Origin of the sequence: Kitasatospora sp. NPDC056531 (genome assembly GCF_042794375.1) — a bacterium.
In the GTDB taxonomy this organism is placed as follows: Bacteria; Actinomycetota; Actinomycetes; order Streptomycetales; family Streptomycetaceae; genus Kitasatospora.
Map to the genome: position 1 here is coordinate 1 of NZ_JBHTTU010000053.1, position 19,700 is coordinate 19,700.

Consider the following 19,700-nt stretch of genomic DNA (forward strand, 5'->3'; position numbering starts at 1 on the left):
AGGGCGACCCCGGAGGACCTACCTCCATCTCTCGCACAGCACCGCGTCCAGAAGCTCCTACATCACGCCTCCTTCAGCGTTCGTGGCACACGACCTGCGGAAATGCGCCCGCGGCGGTCGGAAGGGGCTCGCCAACGGCCCGACAACGGCCTGACAACAGCCCGGCAGCGGGCCGAGAGCAGGTGAGACGACTGGGCGGCAACAAGGGTCCGGCAGGGAGCAAAGTTGGCCCCCACCCCACAGGACTCCCCTACCCGCCGTACCGGTGCTTGAGGTTCGGGTCGTCCAGCCACCAGGGCCGCATGCCGGTCTCCTCCTCCTCCGGCAGCCCCGCCGCCCGGGCCTCCGCGGCCGCCGCCTCGAAGCGGGCGTCCAGCTCGGCGTCCACGGCCTTGATCTCCTCGCGCCCCTGCACCACCATCCGCCGCACCAGCGCGGCCAGGAACGGCAGCCCGACGAGGTCCCCCAGGACCCAGAAGGCGTTGCCGCCCCAGGTCTGGTCCTGCGCCAGGCTCGGCCCCCAGGGCCGCCCGAGCGCCACGTAGTAGTGCTCGGCGACGAGGTGGCCGCCGTAGATCAGCACGATCCCCAGGCCCGCGTCGAAGATCACCTCGGCGAAGGTGATGAACAGCCCGACCAGGTGCGGGTACTCGTGCCCGACCGGGTCGATCTGCAGCCGCGGCCAGAAGTACGCCAGCCCGAGCAGCACCAGCGTCAGGTGCAGCACCACGTTCCCGACCCCGCTGGAGAGCGACCACTCGTACCAGGGCGTGAAGTAGAGCAGCCACGGCGGCGCCATCAGCAGCGCGGTCGAGACCGCCGGGAACATCAGCACCTTGGACGGCCGGCTGCGCAGCGCCCGCAGGATCCGCTCGCGGCGGTGCTCCGACGAGGACTCGACCAGCAGCGAGATCGGCGCGCCGAGCGCCAGCAGCAGCGGGACGACCATGAGCAGGAGCACGACCTGCACGGCGCGGTCGGTGAAGAGGATCCGCTCGTACACGCCGAGGCCGGAGCAGGTGCACCAGATCCACAGCAGCAGCCCTCCGAGGAAGGCGGCGGTGCGGGTGGGCTGCCAGCGCCCGTCGCCCCGGTGGACGGTGCGCACCGCGACCAGGTACCAGCCCCCGAGCAGCACCGAGAGCGCGAGCACCAGCGGTTCGAAGGTCCAGGAGGTGACCAGGTCGGACCACTGCCACGCGGGCGGTCCGCTGTACGCAAGCGCCGCGCCGTCCATCCGTCCACTCACCTCGTCCGCAACCGCCGGAAGGCACCGGGCGGGGGCCGCGGCGCCCGGCCATGATGTCCTCCCCCACGGGGTCCGCCCCGGGCGGGGCCCACCTCTATACCTGGGCCTGAACAAAGCTTTACCAAGCCCCGCCAAAGCTTTGCCGAGGCAAAGTTCTCCCCTTGCCGGCCCGGCGACCGCAACCGGCGCCGGACCGCGTTCGTCTGGCAGGATGCACCGTCGGCGATACCGGCCACGTGGGTGACGACAAGGGGACGACAAGAGGTGCGAAGCACTGCACGCGGCGAGGGCCGCCGGCTGGCCGCGCGCCACCGCAACATCGAGCTGGGCCTGCTGGTCCTCGCGGTGGCCGCCTGTCTGGCGGGACACATCGATGCCTCGCTGGCACTGACCGGCTCGATGCCGAAGGGGCTGCTGCTGCAAGTCCTGCCCCTCGGGGCGCTGGTCGCGGTGGCGCACCTGGCGGTGCGCCGGTTCGCGCCGTACGCCGACCCGCTGATCCTGCCGATCGGGGTGTTCCTGACCGGCTTCGGGCTGATGCTGCTGAACCGGCTGGACTTCAGCTACAAGGCCGCGCACGCGGTCAAGGGCGACTACCAGAAGCTCCCGACGGCGCCCTCCCAGTTCATGTGGGTGTTCATCTCGGTGGCGGCGGCGCTCGCGCTGATCGTCTTCGTCAAGCACCACCGCTTCTTCCAGCGGTACGTCTACCTGCTGATGGCGGGCGCGCTGATCCTGCTGACCGCGCCGGTGTTCTCGCCGACCGACAGCTTCGGTGCCAAGCGGTGGATCAAGCTCCCCGGGCTGCCCTCCTTCGAGCCGGACGAGTTCGTGAAGGTCGCGATCACGATCTTCTTCGCGGGCTACCTGATGGCCAACCGGGACGCCCTGGCGCTGGCCGGGCGGAAGGTCTGGGGGATGACCCTGCCGCGCGGCCGGCACGCCGGTCCGGTGCTGGCGATCTGGGCGGTCAGCCTGCTGGTGCTGATCTTCGAGCGCGACCTGGGCACCTCGCTGATCTTCTTCGGCCTCTTCATCGTGATGCTGTACGTGGCGACCGAGCGCACCAGCTGGGTGGTGCTCGGCGTGATCATGGCGGTCGGCGGAGCGACGGTGGTCGGCACCCTGGAACCGCACGTGCACGGCCGTGTCGAGGCCTGGTTGCACCCGATGGACTACTACAAGGCGGTGCACGACCCGGCGATCTCCGAGCAGCCCGCCGAGGCACTGTTCAGCCTGGGCACCGGGCACATGACCGGGACCGGCCTGGGCTCGGGCCGGCCGTGGCTGATCGGCTTCGCCGGGCGCAGTGACTTCATCTTCACCACCATCGGCGAGGAGCTGGGCCTGGCCGGGGTGACGGCGGTGCTGCTGGTGTACGTGCTGCTGATCCAGCGCGGGCTGCGCACCGCGGTCGGCCTGACCGACCCGTTCGGCAAGCTGCTGGCCACCGGCCTGTCGGCGGCGCTCGCGCTGCAGATCTTCGTGGTCGTCGGCGGCGTGAGCGGGCTGGTCCCGCTGACCGGCAAGGCGCTGCCGTTCCTGGCCGCCGGTGGCTCCTCGCTGCTGGCGAACTGGCTGATGGTCGCGCTGCTGATCAAGCTGAGCGACTCCTCGGGGCGCACCGCCATGGAGCCGGCCCCGCCGAGCCCCGAGCCGGTCCTGGCGCAGGCCGGCCCCGCGGACCGCTCCGCCGCGCCCGCCCCGGCGGCGCAGGGCCCGGACGCCGGTACGGGCGCGGACGCCGGTACGGCCCCGGACACCGACCCGGCGGCACCGAGCCCGACCCCGGGCGGCCTCTCGGACCCGGGCGCCCCCACCGAGCTGCGCCCCGCGTTCGGCCGGACCCCCGCAGCCCCGCAGTCCGGCGCACCGCAGTCCGGCGGCCCCCAGCCGGGCGGCCCGCAGCCCTCGTACGGCTACCCGCCGGTCGCCGACCAGCCCACCCACGGGTACGGCCGGCCCCCGCAGTCCCCGTTCCCCCCGGACCCGGCCGGCACCTGATCACCACCCGACCGCCACATCCCGCCGGAAACACGCACAGGGCCTCCCCCGCACCCGCGGGGGAGGCCCTGCCCGTATGTCCCGAAACTCCCGTCACCACCGGCCGCCGCCCGAACCACCTGTCACCGCCGGACGCCGCCGGACACCGCCCGCTACCGCTGCTCCCACGGCGGCCGCGGCGGCCTGGGCGGATACCCCGGCATCTGCCGCTCCGGCGGCGGCCCGGCCGGCCGGTCGCTGTCCGGCGGCGGCGGGGCGGGCCGGTGGTGCGGCCCGCCGCGGGAGGTGAGGCGGCCGCGCACGTTGTCGGCGGCCAGTATGTCGGCCCACCGCTCGGGGTACTCGGCGGGCACGTCGACGTCGTCGACCTCCTCCTCGCCCCACTCCTCCTCGGCGCCCTCGGCCAGGCCCAGCTCGCGGGCCCGCCGGGCCCGTTCGACGGCCCGTCGGGCGGCGACCTCGCGGACCACGGCGGCGGCCGCCTCCTCGTGGGCGCGCTCGTTCTCGGCACGGGCGTCGGCAGTCTCCAGGGTGGGCCAGCGCCGGTCTATGGCGGCGTTCATGGCGGCGCCGATGAGCACCGCGAGGGCCACCACGAAGATCCACAGCAGCACGGCCACCGGCGCGGCCAGCGAGCCGTACACCGAGGGGCCCTCGACCGAGCTGACCAGGTAGAGGCGCAGGCCGACGCTGCAGAAGACCAGCACCACCAGGGCGACCAGGGCGCCGGGGATGTCCTCGCGCCAGGGCGTGGAGACCGGTACGGCCAGGTGGTACAGGGTGGTGAGGGAGACGATCAGCAGCAGGATCGCGACCGGCCAGTAGGCGGCGCCGACCAGCCCCGCGATGCCGGGCACGGCGTTCTCGACCAGTCCGGGCCCGGCCATCATCAGGGGCAGCACCAGCGAGCCGATCACCAGGGCGCCGAGGTAGAGACCGAGCGACATCGTGCGGGTCTTGACGATGCCGCGCTTGCCGTCCAGCCCGTACATGACGGTGATGGTGTCGATGAAGATGTAGAGCGCCCGGGATCCGGACCACAGCGACAGCAGGAAGCCGATCGAGATGAGGTCGGGCCGGGTGTGGTCGAAGACCTGGCTGAGCAGCGGCTTGACGACCTGGTTGACGGAGGAGTCCGACAGCACCGTCCCGGAGGCCGAGACGATGTCGTGCTTGAGCCGGTCGATGGTGCCCGCGCCGAGGAACTCGTCCAGGTAGCCGAGGGTGGCGGCCAGGCCGAGCAGCAGCGGTGGGATCGACAGCAGGGTGAAGAAGGCCGCCTCCGCGGCGAGGCCGGTGACCCGGTACTCGACGCAGGTGTTGGTGGTGTCCCTGACCAAATCCCACGCGGTGCGGCGCCAGGTGGCCTGTTTGGCCGCGCGCCGGGAGCCCTTGCCCCGGCGCCGGGAGGGCCGCTCGGGGTCCGGTCTGCTCGTATCGCCTGCTGCTTGCACAGGGCTAACGGTATCGGGCCGGGACGGTGCGGTTGATCTCCCCGGGGGTACGGGCGCGTGGCCGGACACCCGGCGGGGAGCGGCGGGAACCGTACGGTGTCCCGGATTCTGAAACTCCAGCGTCCAGCATTCGGATGTTAGTGGACCGCGAGTCCCGTGCCGTGCGAATCTCTTGCCATGTCTAGCGCCGGAACCACCCTGGTAGGTCGACTCCACGTCGATCTCCTTCGCGTGTCCAGCGCCATCTGTCCGGTGATCTGAGCCCACCCCGCCGCACCACCGCACCCGGCGCCGATCCTCACGCCATCCCCGCAGCAGCGGATGCGCAGGCGCCCGCCCGGCCCGGTCACTGCTCTCCCGGTCCTGAGAAACCCGCAGGTCACAGCAGCACCGCAGCGTCGAGCACGCCCAGCGACCCACCCGGCTCCAGCACCACCTGCCCCGAAGGACTTCACCATGGCCACCTCCCCCGAGACCGCAGAGCCCACGGCCGACCGCACCGCCGCGCGCCGACCCGCCGCGGCTCGCAAGGTGACCCGCCACCGCGGCGAGGGCCAGTGGGGCATGGGCCACTTCACCCCTCTGAACGCCAACGAGCAGTTCAAGAAGGACGACGACGGTCTCAATGTGCGGACACGTATTGAGACGATCTACGCGCACCGGGGCTTCGACTCGATCGACCCCGCCGACCTGCGCGGCCGGATGCGCTGGTGGGGCCTCTACACCCAGCGCAAGGAGGGCATCGACGGCGGCAAGACCGCGATCCTGGACCCGCACGAGCTGGACGCCGAGTACTTCATGCTCCGGGTGCGCATCGACGGCGGCCGACTGACCGTCCCCCAGCTGCGGGCCGTCGCCGAGGTCTCCGAGCAGTACGCCCGGGGCACCGCCGACCTGACCGACCGCCAGAACATCCAGTACCACTGGATCCGGATCGAGGACGTCCCGGCGATCTGGCGGAAGCTGGAGGCCGTCGGCCTGTCCACCACCGAGGCCTGCGGCGACACCCCGCGCGTCATCCTCGGCTCCCCGGTGGCCGGCGTCGCCCAGGACGAGATCATCGACGGCACCCCGGCCATCGAGGAGATCAACCGCCGCTTCATCGGCAACAAGGAATTCTCCAACCTGCCGCGCAAGTTCAAGAGCGCGATCTCCGGCTCCCCGCTGCTGGACGTCGCGCACGAGATCAACGACGTCGCCTTCGTCGGCGTGGTCCACCCCGAGCACGGGCCCGGCTTCGACCTGTGGGTCGGCGGCGGCCTGTCCACCAACCCGCGCCTGGGCGTGCGCCTGGGCGCCTGGGTCCCGCTGGAGCAGGTGCCGGACGTCTTCGGCGGCGTGATCGGCATCTTCCGCGACTACGGCTACCGGCGCCTGCGCAACCGCGCCCGGCTGAAGTTCCTGGTCGCCGACTGGGGCGCGGAGAAGTTCCGTCAGGTACTGGAGGACGAGTACCTGAAGCACAAGCTGGTCGACGGCCCCGCGCCCGTCGAGCCCGCCGCCCGCTGGCGCGACCACGTCGGCGTCCACCGGCAGAAGGACGGCCGGTTCTACATCGGCTTCGCCCCGCGCGTCGGCCGGGTCGACGGCAAGCTGCTCGGCCAGATCGCCGACCTCGCCGCCGCCCACGGCAGCGACCGGGTGCGCACCACCGCCGAGCAGAAGATGCTGATCCTCGACATCGCCGAGGAGCACGTCGAATCGGTCGTGGCCGGCCTGGAGGCGCTGGACCTGCGGGTCACCCCCTCGCCGTTCCGCCGCGGCACCATGGCCTGCACCGGCATCGAGTACTGCAAGCTCGCCATCGTCGAGACCAAGGAGCGCGGCCGCACCCTGATCGACGAACTGGAGCAGCGCCTGCCGGAGTTCGCCGAGCCGCTGACCATCAACATCAACGGCTGCCCGAACGCCTGCGCCCGCATCCAGGTCGCCGACATCGGCCTCAAGGGCCAGCTGGTCACCGACGAGGACGGCAACCAGGTCGAGGGCTACCAGGTGCACCTGGGCGGCGCGCTCGGGCTGGAGGCCGGCTTCGGCCGCAAGGTCCGCGGCCTCAAGGTCACCAGCGCCGGCCTGCCCGACTACGTCGAGCGCCTGCTGACCCGCTACCAGGCCGACCGCGCCGAGGGCGAGCGCTTCGCCCAGTGGGCGGCCCGGGCCACCGAGGAGCAGCTGTCATGAGTGAAAGAGCAGCTCCGTTCTTCTGCCCCTACTGCGGGGACGAGGACCTGCGCCCCTCCGAGGCCGGGCACGGCGCCTGGGAGTGCCACGGCTGCCGCCGCGCCTTCCAGTTGAAGTTCCTCGGCCTGCTGTCACCGACCAACGGGGGTGCGTCCCATGAGCAGCACGACGACTGACTACGAGGAGATCGCCGTCCGGGCCGGCCGCGAACTGGAGGAGGCCACGCCGCAGGAGATCCTGCGCTGGGCCGCCGACACCTTCGGCAAGCGGTTCTGCGTCACCTCCTCGATGGAGGACGCGGTGGTCGCCCACCTCGCCTCCTCGGTGTTCCCCGGCGTGGACGTGGTGTTCCTGGACACCGGCTACCACTTCGCGGAGACCATCGGCACCCGAGACGCGGTGGCCGCGACCATGCCGGTCAACGTCATCACGCTCACGCCGCTGAAGACCGTCGCCGAGCAGGACGCCGAGTACGGGCCGAACCTGCACGACCGCGACCCGGACCTGTGCTGCTCGCTGCGCAAGGTCGAGCCGCTGAACCGCGGCCTCGGCGGCTACGACGCCTGGGCCACCGGGCTGCGCCGCGACGAGTCGCCGACCCGCGCCAACACCCCGGTGGTGGCCTGGGACCCCAAGCGCCGCAAGGTCAAGATCGCCCCGATCGCCCGGTGGACGCAGGAGGACGTGGACGCCTACGTCGCCGCCAACGGCGTGCTGCTCAACCCGCTGCTGTGGGAGGGCTACACCTCGATCGGCTGCTCCCCGCTGTCCTGCACCCGCAAGCCCGCCGAGGGCGAGGACGCCCGGGCCGGCCGCTGGTCCGGCTCCGGCAAGACCGAGTGCGGCATCCACCTCTGACCATCCGCCACTTCTCGTGTAAGGAACAAACCGTGACAGCTCACGCCCTGGCCGCCGATGGAGCCGCAGAGGCGGCCCGCGCGGCCGCCCCCTGCGAGCGCGGCGCCACCGTGTGGCTGACCGGGCTGCCGAGCGCCGGCAAGACCACGCTGGCCTTCGCGCTGGCCGAGCGGCTGCGCGCCGACGGCCACCGGGTCGAGGTCCTGGACGGCGACGAGATCCGCGAGTTCCTCTCCAAGGGCCTCGGCTTCTCCCGCGAGGACCGGCACACCAACGTCACCCGGATCGGCTTCGTCGCCGAGAAGCTCGCCGCCAACGGGGTCAAGGTGCTAGCGCCGGTGATCGCCCCGTTCGCCGACTCCCGCGCCGCCGTGCGCGAGCGGCACGCCGCGGCCGGCACCGAGTTCCTGGAGATCCACGTCGCCACCCCGGTCGAGCTGTGCGTCGAACGCGACGTCAAGGGCCTGTACGCCAAGCAGGCCGCCGGCGAGATCTCCGGTCTGACCGGCGTGGACGACCCGTACGAGGCCCCGGAGAACCCGGAGCTGCGCATCCAGACGCAGGGCCGCGCGGTCACCGAGTCCGCCGCCGAGCTGCACGCCTTCCTGACCGAGAGGGGTCTCGCATGACCACCGCGACCGACAGCCCGGTCCGCACCGAAGCCCAGAATGAAAATTCAAGGGGCCCCTTCGCGCTGTCCCACCTGGACGCGCTGGAGGCCGAGTCGGTGCACATCTTCCGCGAGGTCGCGGGGGAGTTCGAGCGCCCGGTGATCCTGTTCTCCGGCGGCAAGGACTCCATCGTCATGCTGCACCTGGCGCTCAAGGCCTTCCACCCGGCGCCGGTGCCGTTCTCCCTGCTGCACGTCGACACGGGGCACAACTTCCCCGAGGTCATCGCCTACCGCGACCGCGTCGTCGCGCAGCACAACCTGCGCCTGCACGTCGCCCACGTCCAGGACTTCATCGACCGCGGCGTGCTGCGCGAGCGCCCGGACGGCACCCGCAACCCGCTGCAGACCGTGCCGCTGCTCGACGCGATCGAGAAGAACCGTTTCGACGCGGTGTTCGGCGGCGGCCGCCGGGACGAGGAGAAGGCCCGCGCCAAGGAGCGCGTCTTCTCGCTGCGCGACGAGTTCGGCGCCTGGGACCCGCGCCGCCAGCGCCCCGAGCTGTGGTCGCTGTACAACGGCCGGCACGCGGTCGGCGAGCACGTGCGGGTCTTCCCGCTGTCCAACTGGACCGAGCTGGACGTCTGGCAGTACATCGAGCGCGAGGGCATCGAGCTGCCGGAGATCTACTACGCGCACGAGCGGGACGTCTTCGCCCGGGGCGGCATGTGGCTGACCGCCGGCGAGTGGGGCGGCCCCAAGGACGGCGAGCCCGTCGAGCGGCGGCTGATCCGCTACCGCACCGTCGGCGACATGTCCTGCACCGGCGCCGTCGACTCCGACGCCACCACCATCGAGGCCGTGATCGCCGAGATCGCCGCCAGCCGCCTCACCGAGCGCGGCGCCACCCGCGCCGACGACAAGCTGTCCGAGGCCGCGATGGAAGACCGCAAGCGCGAGGGGTACTTCTAACCATGACCAGCACCACCCGGGAAGCCACCGCCACGTCGCTGCTGCGCTTCGCCACCGCGGGCTCCGTCGACGACGGCAAGTCCACCCTCGTCGGCCGGCTGCTGCACGACTCCAAGTCGGTGCTCGCCGACCAGCTGGAGGCCGTCGAACGCGTCTCCCTGGGCCGCGGCCAGGAAGCGCCCGACCTGGCGCTGCTCACCGACGGCCTGCGGGCCGAGCGCGAGCAGGGCATCACCATCGACGTCGCCTACCGCTACTTCGCCACCCCCCGGCGGCGGTTCATCCTCGCCGACACCCCCGGACACGTGCAGTACACCCGCAACATGGTGACCGGCGCCTCCACCGCCGAGCTCGCCGTCGTGCTGGTCGACGCCCGCAACGGCGTGGTCGAGCAGACCCGCCGGCACGCCGCCGTCGCCGCGCTGCTGCGGGTGCCGCACGTCGTCCTGGCCGTCAACAAGATGGACCTGGTCGACTTCGCGGAGCCCGTCTTCGCCGCCATCGCCGAGGAGTTCACCGCCTACGCCGCCTCGCTCGGCGTCAAGGACGTCCTCGCCGTCCCGATCTCCGCCCTGGCCGGGGACAACGTCGTCGAGCCGTCCGCCCACATGGACTGGTACGGCGGCCCGACCCTGCTGGAGCACCTGGAGACCGTCCCGGTCGGCAGCGACCCCAGCCAGGAGAGCGCCCGCTTCCCGGTCCAGTACGTGATCCGGCCGCAGACCGAGGAGCACCCCGACTACCGCGGCTACGCGGGCCAGCTGGCCTCCGGCGTGCTGCGCGTCGGCGACAGCGTCACGGTTCTGCCCTCCGGCCAGACCAGCACGGTCGCCGGGATCGACGCGCTCGGCCGCCAGAGCGACATCGCCTGGGCGCCGCAGTCGGTCACCGTCCGGCTCTCCGACGACCTCGACATCTCCCGCGGCGACCTGATCGCCGCCGGGGCGGCCCCCGCCCCCACCCAGGACATCGAGGCCACCGTCAGCCACCTCAACGAGCGGCCGCTGCGCGCCGGGGACAAGGTGCTGCTCAAGCACACCACCCGCACGGTGCGCGCGCTGGTCAAGGAGATCTCCTACCGGATCGACATCACTGCGCCGATCAGCGAAGGGGGCCTCCAACAGCGCTCCGGTGCCGAGGGGCTGAACGTCAACGACATCGGCCACGTGCGGCTGCGCACCGCCGAGCCGCTGGCCCTCGACACCTACGCCGACAACCGCCGCACCGGCTCGTTCCTGCTGATCGACCCGGCCGACGGCACCACCCTCACCGCCGGGATGGCGGGCGAGGCCTTCGAGACCGTACGCACCAACGACGCACCCGACGCATCCGAAGAGGAGGACTGGGTCTGATGCCCAGCGAGGCGTTCTCGGGCATGGACAAGGAAGGCGGCCGCATCGGCAGCGGCGCCCTCGGCAGCGGCCAGGGCGGCTTGACCCGATGTGTGGGCCGACAGGGCTGAGAACGCCCTGTCACCGGGCTGTCTTCCCCCACAGCCGCCCGGCTTGCCCCGGCACCTCGGTGCCGCGCGCACCACCCTTCCGACTTCCCGCCCGGGACCGCCTCCTGACGGTCCGTCCGCGAACAGGACTCACCACCATGGCACCGAGCCAGGCACCCTCCCATACCTTCACCCGCCCCAACGCCGGTCGGATCAGACGCACCGCCGCGGCCGCGGTCGCCGGCCTGACCGCCGTGGCCCTGCTGTCGGCCTGCGGCTACGGCTCCAAGGCGGACGACAAGGCCAACACCGCCGCCACCGTCGGCGACTCCGCCTCGGGCGGCTCAGGCGCGAAGCTCTCCGCGGACACCGTGAAGATCGGCTACTTCGCCAACCTGACCCACGGCACCGCCCTGGTCGGCCTCCAGGAAGGCATCTTCCAGAAGGAGTTGGGCGCCACCCAGATCAAGACCCAGGTCTTCAACGCGGGCCCGTCCGAGATCGAGGCGCTCAACGCCGGCTCCATCGACATCGGGTGGATCGGCCCCTCCCCCGCGATCAACGGCTACACCAAGTCCGACGGCAAGTCACTGAAGATCATCGGCGGTTCGGCCTCCGGCGGGGTCAAGCTCGTGGTCAACCCGGCGAAGATCTCCTCGCTGGACGACCTCAAGGGCAAGAAGATCGCCACCCCGCAGCTGGGCAACACCCAGGACGTGGCCCTGCTCAACTACCTGGCGAGCAAGGGCTACAAGGAGGACGCGGCGTCCGGCGCCGGCGACGTCCCGGTGGTGCGCACCGACAACAAGGTCACCCCCGACGCCTACAAGCAGGGCTCCATCGACGGCGCCTGGGTGCCCGAGCCCACCGCCTCCAAGCTGGTCACGCTCGGCGCGAAGGTCCTGCTCGACGAGAAGGACCTCTGGCCGGACAAGAAGTTCGTGATCACCAACATCATCGTCTCGCAGAAGTTCCTCAAGGAGCACCCGGACGTGGTGGAGGCCGTGCTGCGCGGCTCGGTGAAGACCAACGCCTTCATCCAGGCCAGCCCCTACAAGGCCAAGGCCGACGCCAACGAGGCCATCAAGAAGGAGGCCGGCACCGCGCTGGAGCCGGCCGTCCTCGACCCGGCCTGGGCCGACATCGACTTCCTGGACGACCCCCTGGCGAACACCCTGCAGGCCGAGGCCGACCACGCCGTGACCGCCGGGCTCCTCAAGAAGCCCGACCTGAACGGCATCTACGACCTCACCCTGCTGAACAAGGTCCTCGCGGCCCAGGGCCAGGCCCCCGTGGCGGACGCCGGACTCGGCGCCAAGTAGCGCCAGCCGTACGGCAGTCCGCCCCCGAACCCGCGGTCCGGTCCCCGCCCGTCCGGTCGATCCCCGATCGATGCCCACCGGGACGGGCGGGGCCGGACCCCGGCCCCAGCCCCGCAGCCCCAGCCAGACCACTCACGCAGAAGGTGCCCGCATGAGCGAGCGCAGCGAGCGAATCATCAAAAGGCGCGCGTGGGCGAATGCCCCCGCCGAGCGAAGCGAGGAGGGCGCATGAGCCCGGCACTGACCACCGAGGCCAACACCCCCGTCGTCGACGCCCCCGACGGCACGCCCGCCGTCCGGATCTCGCACGTGCACAAGTCCTTCGGCCGCCCGGGCGCCCAGACCCACGTCCTGGACGACATCACCCTCGACGTCGCGCCCGGCGAGTTCGTCACCCTGCTCGGCGCCTCCGGCTGCGGCAAGTCCACCCTGCTCAACCTGGTCGCCGGCCTGGACAAGCCCAGCCGCGGCACCATCGAGGTGCCCGGCGGCCGTCCCGCCCTGATGTTCCAGGAGCACGCGCTGTTCCCCTGGCTCACCGCCGGCAAGAACATCGAACTCGCCCTCAAACTGGCCGGCGTCCCCCGCCCCGAACGCCGCGCCGAGGCCGAGCGCCTGCTCGAACTCGTCCGCCTGAACGGCTCCTACGGCAAGCGGGTGCACGAGCTGTCCGGCGGCATGCGCCAGCGCGTGGCGATGGCCCGCGCCCTCGCCCAGGGCAGCAAGGTGCTGCTGATGGACGAGCCGTTCGCGGCCCTCGACGCCATCACCCGGGACGTGCTGCACGACGAGATCACCCGGATCTGGGCCGAACGCCGGCTGTCCGTCCTGTTCGTCACCCACAACGTGCGCGAGGCGGTGCGCCTGGCCGAGCGCGTCGTGCTGCTCTCCTCCCGTCCGGGCCGGGTCGCCCGCGAGTGGCGGATCGACCTGCCGCAGCCGCGGCGCATCGAGTCCGCGGGCGTGGCCGACCTGTCCATCGAGATCACCGAAGAACTGCGTGGGGAGATCCGTCGCCATGTCCAGCACTGACACCACCCTCCCCCGCCCCGACAGCGACACCGCCGACGTCGGCGCCGGCCTCGACGCCCTCGACTCCGTCTCCGCGCAGCGCAGTTCACTCGGCGAGGTGCTACGCACCAAGGCGCTTCCGCCGCTGATCGGCGTGCTGGTGGTGCTCGCGCTCTGGCAGGGCGCGTACAGCCTGCACCTCACCTCCTCGTACAAGCTGCCCAGCCCCGCGGACGTCTGGCACTCCCTGCAGGAACTCTGGTACCAGGGCACGCTGTTCTCGATCATCTGGACCAGCGTCTGGCGCGGCCTGTCCGGCTTCCTGCTCGCCGTCGTCATCGGCACCCCGATCGGCCTGGTCGTCGCCCGGGTCAAGCCGGTGCGCACCGCGATCGGCCCGGTCCTGCAGGGTCTGCAGTCGCTGCCCTCGGTCGCCTGGGTGCCCGCCGCCGTCATCTGGCTCGGCATCAACGACTCGATGATGTACGCGGTGATCCTGCTCGGCGCCGTCCCCTCCATCGCCAACGGCCTGGTCGCCGGCATCGACCAGGTGCCGCCGCTGTTCCTGCGCGCCGGACGCACCATCGGCGCCACCGGCCTGACCGGCGCCCGGCACGTGCTGATCCCCGCCGCGCTGCCCGGCTACCTGGCCGGCCTCAAGCAGGGCTGGGCGTTCTCCTGGCGCTCGCTGATGGCCGCCGAGCTGGTCGCCTCCTCCCCCGACCTCGGCCGGGGCCTCGGCCGGTTCCTGGAGGACCAGCGCGAGTTCTCCGACATGTCCGGCGTCCTGCTCGGCATCATCCTCATCCTGTTCGTCGGCATCGCCATCGAGCTGCTGGTGTTCACCCCGATCGAGCGCCGGGTGCTGCGCAACCGCGGCCTGCTGGCCGCCGCCAAGTGAGGCCCCGCTGATGCCCGCCCTGCTCCTCATCGCCCACGGCAGCCGCGACCCGCGCCACGCCGCGACCGTCGCCGCCCTGGTGCGGCAGGTGCGGGCGCAGCGACCCGGGTTGGAGGTCGCCACCGCCTACCTGGACCACTGCGCCCCGCGGATCCCCCAGGTCGTCGACCGGCTCGACGACGCGGTGGCCGTCCCGCTGCTGCTCAACCGGGCCTTCCACGCCAAGCACGACGTCCCCGCCGCCCTGCGGGCCGCCGGCGCCGCACTGCCGGTGGGCGACGTGCTGGGCCCCTCGCCCCTGCTGCTGACCGCCCTGGACCGCCGCCTGGCCGAGGCCGGGCTCGACGTCCACTCGGCCGCGGTCCGCGCCCGTACGGGCGTGGTGCTGGCCGCCGCGGGCTCCTCCGACCCGGCCGCCGACGCCGCCACCCGTGCGGTCGCCTCCGAGTGGCGGCGCACCCGCGGCTGGGCCGCCGTAGAGGTCGCCTACGCCTCCGCCGGCGGCCCGCGCGTCCCCGACGCCCTCGCCGCCGTGCGCGCGGCGGGCGGCGAACACACCGCCGTCGCCCCCTACCTGCTGGCCCCGGGCCTGCTGCCGGACCGCATCGCAGCGGCCTCGGCCGGGGCGGACGTCCTGGCCGAGGTCCTCGGCCCCGCCCCGGAACTGGCGGCGCTGCTACTGGAGCGCTACGACGCGGCCCGCCGGGCGGCGGCGGTGGTCCCGGCACTCACCGCCTGAGCCGCGACGGCGCGAGACACGGCCGTCAGCGGGCCGCCTTCTCCGCGTGGTGCAGGCGCTCGGCATCGTCGACTGCCGCCCATTGCCGCGCCCGCTCGAAGTGCAGCCCCATGCGGGCTGTGCGCTCCCGCTGCTGGTAGGACCCGGCCGCCGCGATGATCACGCTCAGCGGCACCGGCTCGTCCGGGTCGGCGGTGGCGGCCTCGACCCACTCCCGCAGGAGGGCGGTCGGCTTCAGGCCGCGCTCCCGTGCACGTCGGCGCACCTCGTCCATCACCGGCTTGGGCAGCCGCAGCGAGGTGGTGACCATGACCGACTCCGCCGCCGGCGGAGCGGCCGGCTCGGCGCCGGTGATCTCGTCCTCGGTCAACTCGTGCGCCTCGTCGTACTCGGCGATCGTTTCGAACTCCGAACCGTCGTCGGCCATTTGCCCCTCCACTCGAACTGCCGGATCCCGCCCGTCCCCGGCGGCGGCAGGATGCCATCACCCCGGCGCCCAGTACCAGCCGCCCCCACCCGGGCGGGTGACGGCGCGCACGGCCGGGGCCGTGCGCGCCGTCGGGCTGGGGCCGCTCAGATCCGCCGCAGGGTGAAGGTGTCCGTCGGGTGGCCGGCGTTGGCCTGTGTCAGGCCGCCGGAGAGCTGGTAGAGGCTGCCGCCGGGGCCGTTGGTGACGGCGGTGGGGGTGGGGTCGGTGGAGGGGTGGACGGCGGTGAGGCGGGCGGTGCGCCAGTGGTCGTCGGAGCGCAGTTCCACCTCGGCGTCGCGGCCGGCGCCGTAGAAGAGGTTGGTGACGCCGGCGAGGGTGCCGTCCGGGCGGGCGAAGATGCCGTCGAGGTGGAGCAGGGCCCCGCCGTCGGCGACCTCGACGCGGCGCAGGGCGGCCGGGTCCCACAGCGGGACCTGCCACAGGGTGCCGTCGTCCCACTTGCCGAGGATGAGCCGGCCGCCCTGGTAGGCGATGCCGTTGAGGCCGTAGGAGCCGGCGGGGGCGGTGAGGCGGCCGTCGCGCAGCAGGACGGAGCCGGTGCCGTCGGGGTCGACCTGGTAGACGTACGGAGCGAAGGAGTCGGTGACGTAGGCGGTGCCGTCGGGGGCGACGGCGATGTCGTTGGCCAGGTGGGCGCCGCCGTCGGCGGCGACGGCGGCGAGGTCGGTGTAGAAGAGGCGGCGGCCGGTGTCCAGGTCGTAGGCGGCGATGCCGGCGACGCGGCCGAGGGTGGCGGGGCTGGTGCGTTCGCCTATGCCGTTGTCGAGGTTGGTGACCAGGATGCGGCGGTGGGCCTGGTCGATCCGCAGGCCGGCGATCTCTATCAGGGTGTCGGGGTCGTCGATCAGGGTGCGGACGCTGCCGTCGGCGGCGACGGCGGAGACGGTGCCGTGGCGCAGCGAGCCGACCAGGAAGCGGTGGTGGGCCGCGTCCCAGACCGCGGTCTCGGGCACCAGGGTGGGCGCGTGGCCGGCGATCACGGCCGGGGCCGGACGGTGGGCGGCCGCGGCGGCGGGCAGCGTACCGGCGGTGCCGAGCAGGGTCGCGGCCGCGAGGGCGGCCAGGGCGCGTCGGGCAGTACGGTTCTGACGGTTCATCACGGGGTCCCTTGCGCATGCGGTGCGTTGTCGTGATCAAGCTTCGCTCGGACGCCGGGGGCGCAGCAGTGCGTGGGGATACTGGTAGTTCGAGCACCAGGAAGGACGGGGGGACATGAACGAGGTGGAGGAGCGTCGCGCGGAGCTGTCGAGCTTCCTGCGCACCCGGCGGGCCCGGTTGACGCCGCAGGACGTGGGGCTGGCGCCGGGGGTCCGGCGGCGCACGCCGGGACTGCGGCGGGAGGAGTTGGCGCTGCTGGCCGGGGTGGGGGTGACCTGGTACACGTGGCTGGAGCAGGGGCGGGACATCCATCCGTCGCCGGAGGTGTTGGCGAGTCTGGCGCGGACGCTGCGGCTGGACCGGGCGGAGACGGCGTACCTGTTCCGGCTGGCGAGCAGTCATCCGCTGGACGGCGAGGTGACGGCGGCCGCCGAGGTCCCGGCGGCGCTGCTGCGGCTGATGCACGCCCAGTGGCCGTCGCCGGCCTGGGTGATGGACGCCAACTGGGACGTGCGGGCCTGGAATCCGGGTGCGGACGCGCTGTTCGGGCTGTCCGGGCGGCCGCCGGAGGAGTGCAACCTGGCGTGGGTGGTGTTCGGCAACGCGGTGCACCGGCACCGGGTGGAGCACTGGGAGGAGCACGCCCGCCGTTTCCTGGCGCAGTTGCGCTCGGCGTACGCGGAGCGGGGCGGGGAGGCGACGGCGGTGGGCCGCCGGCTGGGCCGGATGATCCAGCATGTGCGCGGCGAGCATCCGGAGGCGGACCGCTGGCTGGACGAGCACCAGGTCGCGGAGCGTTCGGGCGCGGAGAAGGTGGTGCGCCACGAGGAGTTGGGCGAGCTGCGGATCGACCAGCACGTGCTGCTGGCCGCGGAGGGGCTGCAGTTGATCGTGATGGCGCCGCGTGACGCGGAGACGGCGGAGCGGTTGCGCCGGCTGGCGCCCGCCGCGGCTGCCGAGCCCGCCGCGAGTGCCTCGCCGGTCCAGCGGTGGACGGCCTGACGGCACCGGGCCCGGAAAACGGCCGGGGCCCCTCACCTGAGGGGCCCGCAACCGTCTGTCGTTCTCGTCCCGCAGCCGTCAGTCGGCCTTGCGCCGCTGGCGCCCGGTCCCGTAGTTGGAGCCGGACTTGGAGCCGCTGCCGGGCTTGGCGCGGCCCGAGGAGCGTCCGATGAAGCCGGCGGCCTGGGGCCGCTCGCCCTGGCCGGCCGTGCCGAAGCGCTGCTTGGGGCGCGGGCGGCGGGGGTTGCCGTTCATGTCGACGTCGGCGGGCAGCCCGGAGCGCTTGGCGGGGCGGCGGCGCGGGGCGGCGGCCTTGCCGTCGGCGGGCTTCTCGACGGCCGGGGCGGCCGCGGCGGCGGGGACGAGCACGGCGACCGGGACGCCGCTGGGCGTGCGGGCGCCGGTGATCCGAGCCAGGTCGGCGTCGCCGGGGCGGACCTTGGTGACGGTGGGGCGGATCCCGGCGACCGTCATCAGCCGGTTGACCTCGCGGCGCTGCTCGGGCAGCACCAGGGTGACGACGGTGCCGGACTCGCCGGCCCGGGCGGTGCGGCCGCCGCGGTGCAGGTAGTCCTTGTGGTCGATCGGCGGGTCGACGTTGACGACCAGGTCGAGGCCGTCGATGTGGATGCCGCGGGCGGCCACGTTGGTGGCGATCAGCGCGGTGACGTCGCCGTCGCGGAACTGGTCGAGGACGCGGTTGCGCTGCGGCTGGGACTTGCCGCCGTGCAGGGCGGCGGCCTGGACGCCGGTGGCGCGCAGCTGCTTGGCGAGCCGGTCGGCGCCGTGCTTGGTGTGCACGAACATGATCACGCGCCCGTCGCGGGAGGCGATGTGGGCGGTGGTGGAGGCCTTGTCGGCGGGGTCGAGCTGCAGGACGTGGTGGTCCATGGTGGTGACCGCGCCGGCCGAGGGGTCGACCGAGTGGGTGACCGGGTCGTTCAGGAAGCGCTTGACCAGCCGGTCGACGTTGCGGTCCAGGGTGGCGGAGAAGAGCATCCGCTGCCCGTTCTCGGCGACCTGCTCCAGCAGCTTGCTGACCTGCGGCAGGAAGCCCATGTCGGCCATCTGGTCGGCCTCGTCGAGGACGGTGATCGCGACGTCGGAGAGGTTGACGTCGCCGCGCCCGATCAGGTCGTCCAGTCGGCCGGGGGTGGCGACCAGGACCTCGGTGCCGCGGCGCACCGCGTTGGCCTGCCGGCTGATCCCCATGCCGCCGACGACGGTGGTGATCCGCAGGTTGACGGCGGTGGCGTAGGGGGTGAGCGCCTCGGTGACCTGCTGGGCGAGCTCGCGGGTGGGCACCAGGACGAGCGCCAGCGGGTGCCGGGCGTCGGCGCGGCGGCCGGTGGTGCGGGCGAGCAGCGGCAGGCCGAAGGCGAGGGTCTTGCCGGAGCCGGTGCGGCCGCGGCCGAGGACGTCGCGGCCGGCGATCGAGTCGGGCAGGGTGGCGCCCTGGATCGGGAACGGCTCGGTGACGCCTTCGCGGGTGAGGGCGCTGAGGATCGCCTTGGGCAGGTCGAGTTCGGCGAAGGTGGCCGCCGGGGGCCGGGCCGGGGTGCCCTCGACGACGGTGAAGTCGGCGGGCTCGGCGGCGGCCGTGCGGGCGTTCTTCGGGGAGCCAGCCTTGGGGGCGCCGGCGCGGCTGCGCGGCTTGCGGGGGCGCTCGGCGCTCTCCCCGCCGCGGCGCGGGCGGTCGGTGCGGCGGCCCTGGTCGGCCGGGCGGTGCTGGTCGTTGTCGCGGGCGCCGCGGTCGCGGGGCGGGCGGGCAGGGGTGGTCACGGGGTCTCCGTCCGTCGGTCGGCAGCCCGCTGTCGCGGGCAGGTCGGCCGTCGGAATGGAGTGCGCCGCCCCGGCCGTTCGGCGGCATGAACGAGGGCCCGCACCGTCGAGCGGTGCGGGCCCCCGCTTCACGAGATCAGAAGATCGCGCGTCAGCGTGGTGGCTGACGTCAGCCGATGATCTGGATGTTCTCGCCCTGCGGGCCCTTCTGGCCCTGGGTGACGTCGAACTCGACGCGCTGACCCTCGACGAGCTCACGGAAGCCCTGGGCCTGGATGTTCGAGTAGTGGGCGAACACGTCCGGGCCGCCGCCGTCCTGCTCGATGAAGCCGAAGCCCTTTTCGCTGTTGAACCACTTCACGGTGCCGGTAGCCATAACCGTCTCCTCATATTGGGGCATCAGGGATTCACACCTCGTGAATCCCCAAGTAGCCGCGATCCCCATCCGGAGACTGAAACACCGGACAAAACAAATGCGCCTGTTGGTTGGGACCAGCAGGCGCACACAAGCGTTCATGGGAACCAAAACTGCAACTGCTTCGACTGTAGCACGGTCGTACCCCGATTGACCGGGGAGTTTCCTGCC

At 72.7% G+C, this 19,700-nt stretch carries 19 protein-coding genes; 13 read left to right on the top strand and 6 right to left on the bottom strand.

The window, feature by feature from the left end; genetic code table 11:
- Positions 1-250 precede the first annotated feature (250 nt).
- The gene (locus ACFQ87_RS31575; RefSeq protein WP_380614283.1) at positions 251-1,237 is read right to left on the bottom strand and encodes a cytochrome c oxidase assembly protein; all 987 of its coding nucleotides are present in this window, start codon (positions 1,235-1,237) and stop codon (positions 251-253) included.
- A 276-nt stretch (positions 1,238-1,513) separates the two neighbouring features.
- Between ACFQ87_RS31575 and ACFQ87_RS31580 the strand changes: the two genes are divergently transcribed.
- On the top strand, positions 1,514-3,253 hold the full coding sequence (locus ACFQ87_RS31580; RefSeq protein ID WP_380614284.1) for an FtsW/RodA/SpoVE family cell cycle protein: 1,740 nt from the start codon (positions 1,514-1,516) through the stop codon (positions 3,251-3,253).
- 152 nt (positions 3,254-3,405) lie between these two features.
- Here the strand turns inward: ACFQ87_RS31580 and ACFQ87_RS31585 are convergent, their stop codons facing one another.
- Positions 3,406-4,707 carry a YihY/virulence factor BrkB family protein gene (locus ACFQ87_RS31585; RefSeq protein ID WP_380614285.1) on the bottom strand — a complete coding sequence of 434 codons (1,302 nt, stop codon included), beginning with the start codon at positions 4,705-4,707 and terminating at the stop codon, positions 3,406-3,408.
- 177 nt (positions 4,708-4,884) lie between these two features.
- Between ACFQ87_RS31585 and ACFQ87_RS31590 the strand changes: the two genes are divergently transcribed.
- The 11 genes from ACFQ87_RS31590 to ACFQ87_RS31640 all read left to right on the top strand — a co-directional run bounded on the left by ACFQ87_RS31590 (position 4,885) and on the right by ACFQ87_RS31640 (position 14,742).
- On the top strand, positions 4,885-4,968 hold the full coding sequence (locus tag ACFQ87_RS31590) for a putative leader peptide (RefSeq protein ID WP_317621159.1): 84 nt from the start codon (positions 4,885-4,887) through the stop codon (positions 4,966-4,968).
- Between the two features lie 195 nt (positions 4,969-5,163).
- Positions 5,164-6,888: a nitrite/sulfite reductase gene (locus tag ACFQ87_RS31595; protein WP_380614286.1), complete on the top strand. Its 1,725-nt coding sequence runs from the start codon at positions 5,164-5,166 to the stop codon at positions 6,886-6,888.
- A complete protein-coding gene (locus ACFQ87_RS31600; protein WP_380614287.1) occupies positions 6,885-7,064 on the top strand; it encodes a hypothetical protein in 180 nt (59 codons plus the stop codon). Before ACFQ87_RS31595 ends, ACFQ87_RS31600 begins: the two co-directional genes overlap by 4 nt.
- Positions 7,045-7,746 (top strand): phosphoadenylyl-sulfate reductase, encoded by a 702-nt coding sequence (locus tag ACFQ87_RS31605; RefSeq protein WP_380614288.1) that lies wholly within the window; start codon positions 7,045-7,047, stop codon positions 7,744-7,746. Before ACFQ87_RS31600 ends, ACFQ87_RS31605 begins: the two co-directional genes overlap by 20 nt.
- Before the next feature lie 47 nt (positions 7,747-7,793).
- Entirely contained in the window at positions 7,794-8,375 is a 582-nt protein-coding gene (gene cysC, locus ACFQ87_RS31610; protein WP_380614321.1) for an adenylyl-sulfate kinase, read from the top strand.
- Positions 8,372-9,328 carry a sulfate adenylyltransferase subunit CysD gene (cysD, locus tag ACFQ87_RS31615; protein WP_380614289.1) on the top strand — a complete coding sequence of 319 codons (957 nt, stop codon included), beginning with the start codon at positions 8,372-8,374 and terminating at the stop codon, positions 9,326-9,328. Before cysC ends, cysD begins: the two co-directional genes overlap by 4 nt.
- Positions 9,329-9,330: 2 nt before the next feature.
- Positions 9,331-10,680 (top strand): sulfate adenylyltransferase subunit 1, encoded by a 1,350-nt coding sequence (locus ACFQ87_RS31620; protein ID WP_380614290.1) that lies wholly within the window; start codon positions 9,331-9,333, stop codon positions 10,678-10,680.
- A 247-nt stretch (positions 10,681-10,927) separates the two neighbouring features.
- A complete protein-coding gene (locus tag ACFQ87_RS31625) occupies positions 10,928-12,091 on the top strand; it encodes an aliphatic sulfonate ABC transporter substrate-binding protein (protein ID WP_380614291.1) in 1,164 nt (387 codons plus the stop codon).
- Between the two features lie 228 nt (positions 12,092-12,319).
- Entirely contained in the window at positions 12,320-13,123 is an 804-nt protein-coding gene (locus tag ACFQ87_RS31630) for an ABC transporter ATP-binding protein (protein ID WP_380614292.1), read from the top strand.
- Positions 13,110-14,003, top strand: a complete 894-nt coding sequence (locus ACFQ87_RS31635; protein ID WP_380614293.1) for an ABC transporter permease — start codon at positions 13,110-13,112, stop codon at positions 14,001-14,003. Before ACFQ87_RS31630 ends, ACFQ87_RS31635 begins: the two co-directional genes overlap by 14 nt.
- A gap of 10 nt (positions 14,004-14,013) precedes the next feature.
- Positions 14,014-14,742 carry a sirohydrochlorin chelatase gene (locus ACFQ87_RS31640; RefSeq protein WP_380614294.1) on the top strand — a complete coding sequence of 243 codons (729 nt, stop codon included), beginning with the start codon at positions 14,014-14,016 and terminating at the stop codon, positions 14,740-14,742.
- Positions 14,743-14,767: 25 nt separating this feature from the next.
- Here the strand turns inward: ACFQ87_RS31640 and ACFQ87_RS31645 are convergent, their stop codons facing one another.
- Together ACFQ87_RS31645 and ACFQ87_RS31650 are read right to left on the bottom strand one after the other, a co-directional pair.
- The gene (locus ACFQ87_RS31645; protein ID WP_380614295.1) at positions 14,768-15,169 is read right to left on the bottom strand and encodes a hypothetical protein; all 402 of its coding nucleotides are present in this window, start codon (positions 15,167-15,169) and stop codon (positions 14,768-14,770) included.
- Positions 15,170-15,315: 146 nt separating this feature from the next.
- Positions 15,316-16,329, bottom strand: a complete 1,014-nt coding sequence (locus ACFQ87_RS31650; protein ID WP_380614296.1) for a hypothetical protein — start codon at positions 16,327-16,329, stop codon at positions 15,316-15,318.
- Positions 16,330-16,444: 115 nt separating this feature from the next.
- Here ACFQ87_RS31650 and ACFQ87_RS31655 point away from each other — a divergent pair, with 115 nt between their 5' ends.
- On the top strand, positions 16,445-17,332 hold the full coding sequence (locus ACFQ87_RS31655; protein WP_380614297.1) for a helix-turn-helix transcriptional regulator: 888 nt from the start codon (positions 16,445-16,447) through the stop codon (positions 17,330-17,332).
- Positions 17,333-17,410: 78 nt separating this feature from the next.
- Here the strand turns inward: ACFQ87_RS31655 and ACFQ87_RS31660 are convergent, their stop codons facing one another.
- Both ACFQ87_RS31660 and ACFQ87_RS31665 read right to left on the bottom strand, forming a co-directional pair.
- Entirely contained in the window at positions 17,411-19,114 is a 1,704-nt protein-coding gene (locus ACFQ87_RS31660) for a DEAD/DEAH box helicase (RefSeq protein ID WP_380614298.1), read from the bottom strand.
- 169 nt (positions 19,115-19,283) lie between these two features.
- On the bottom strand, positions 19,284-19,490 hold the full coding sequence (locus ACFQ87_RS31665) for a cold-shock protein (RefSeq protein WP_380614299.1): 207 nt from the start codon (positions 19,488-19,490) through the stop codon (positions 19,284-19,286).
- Positions 19,491-19,700 lie beyond the last annotated feature (210 nt).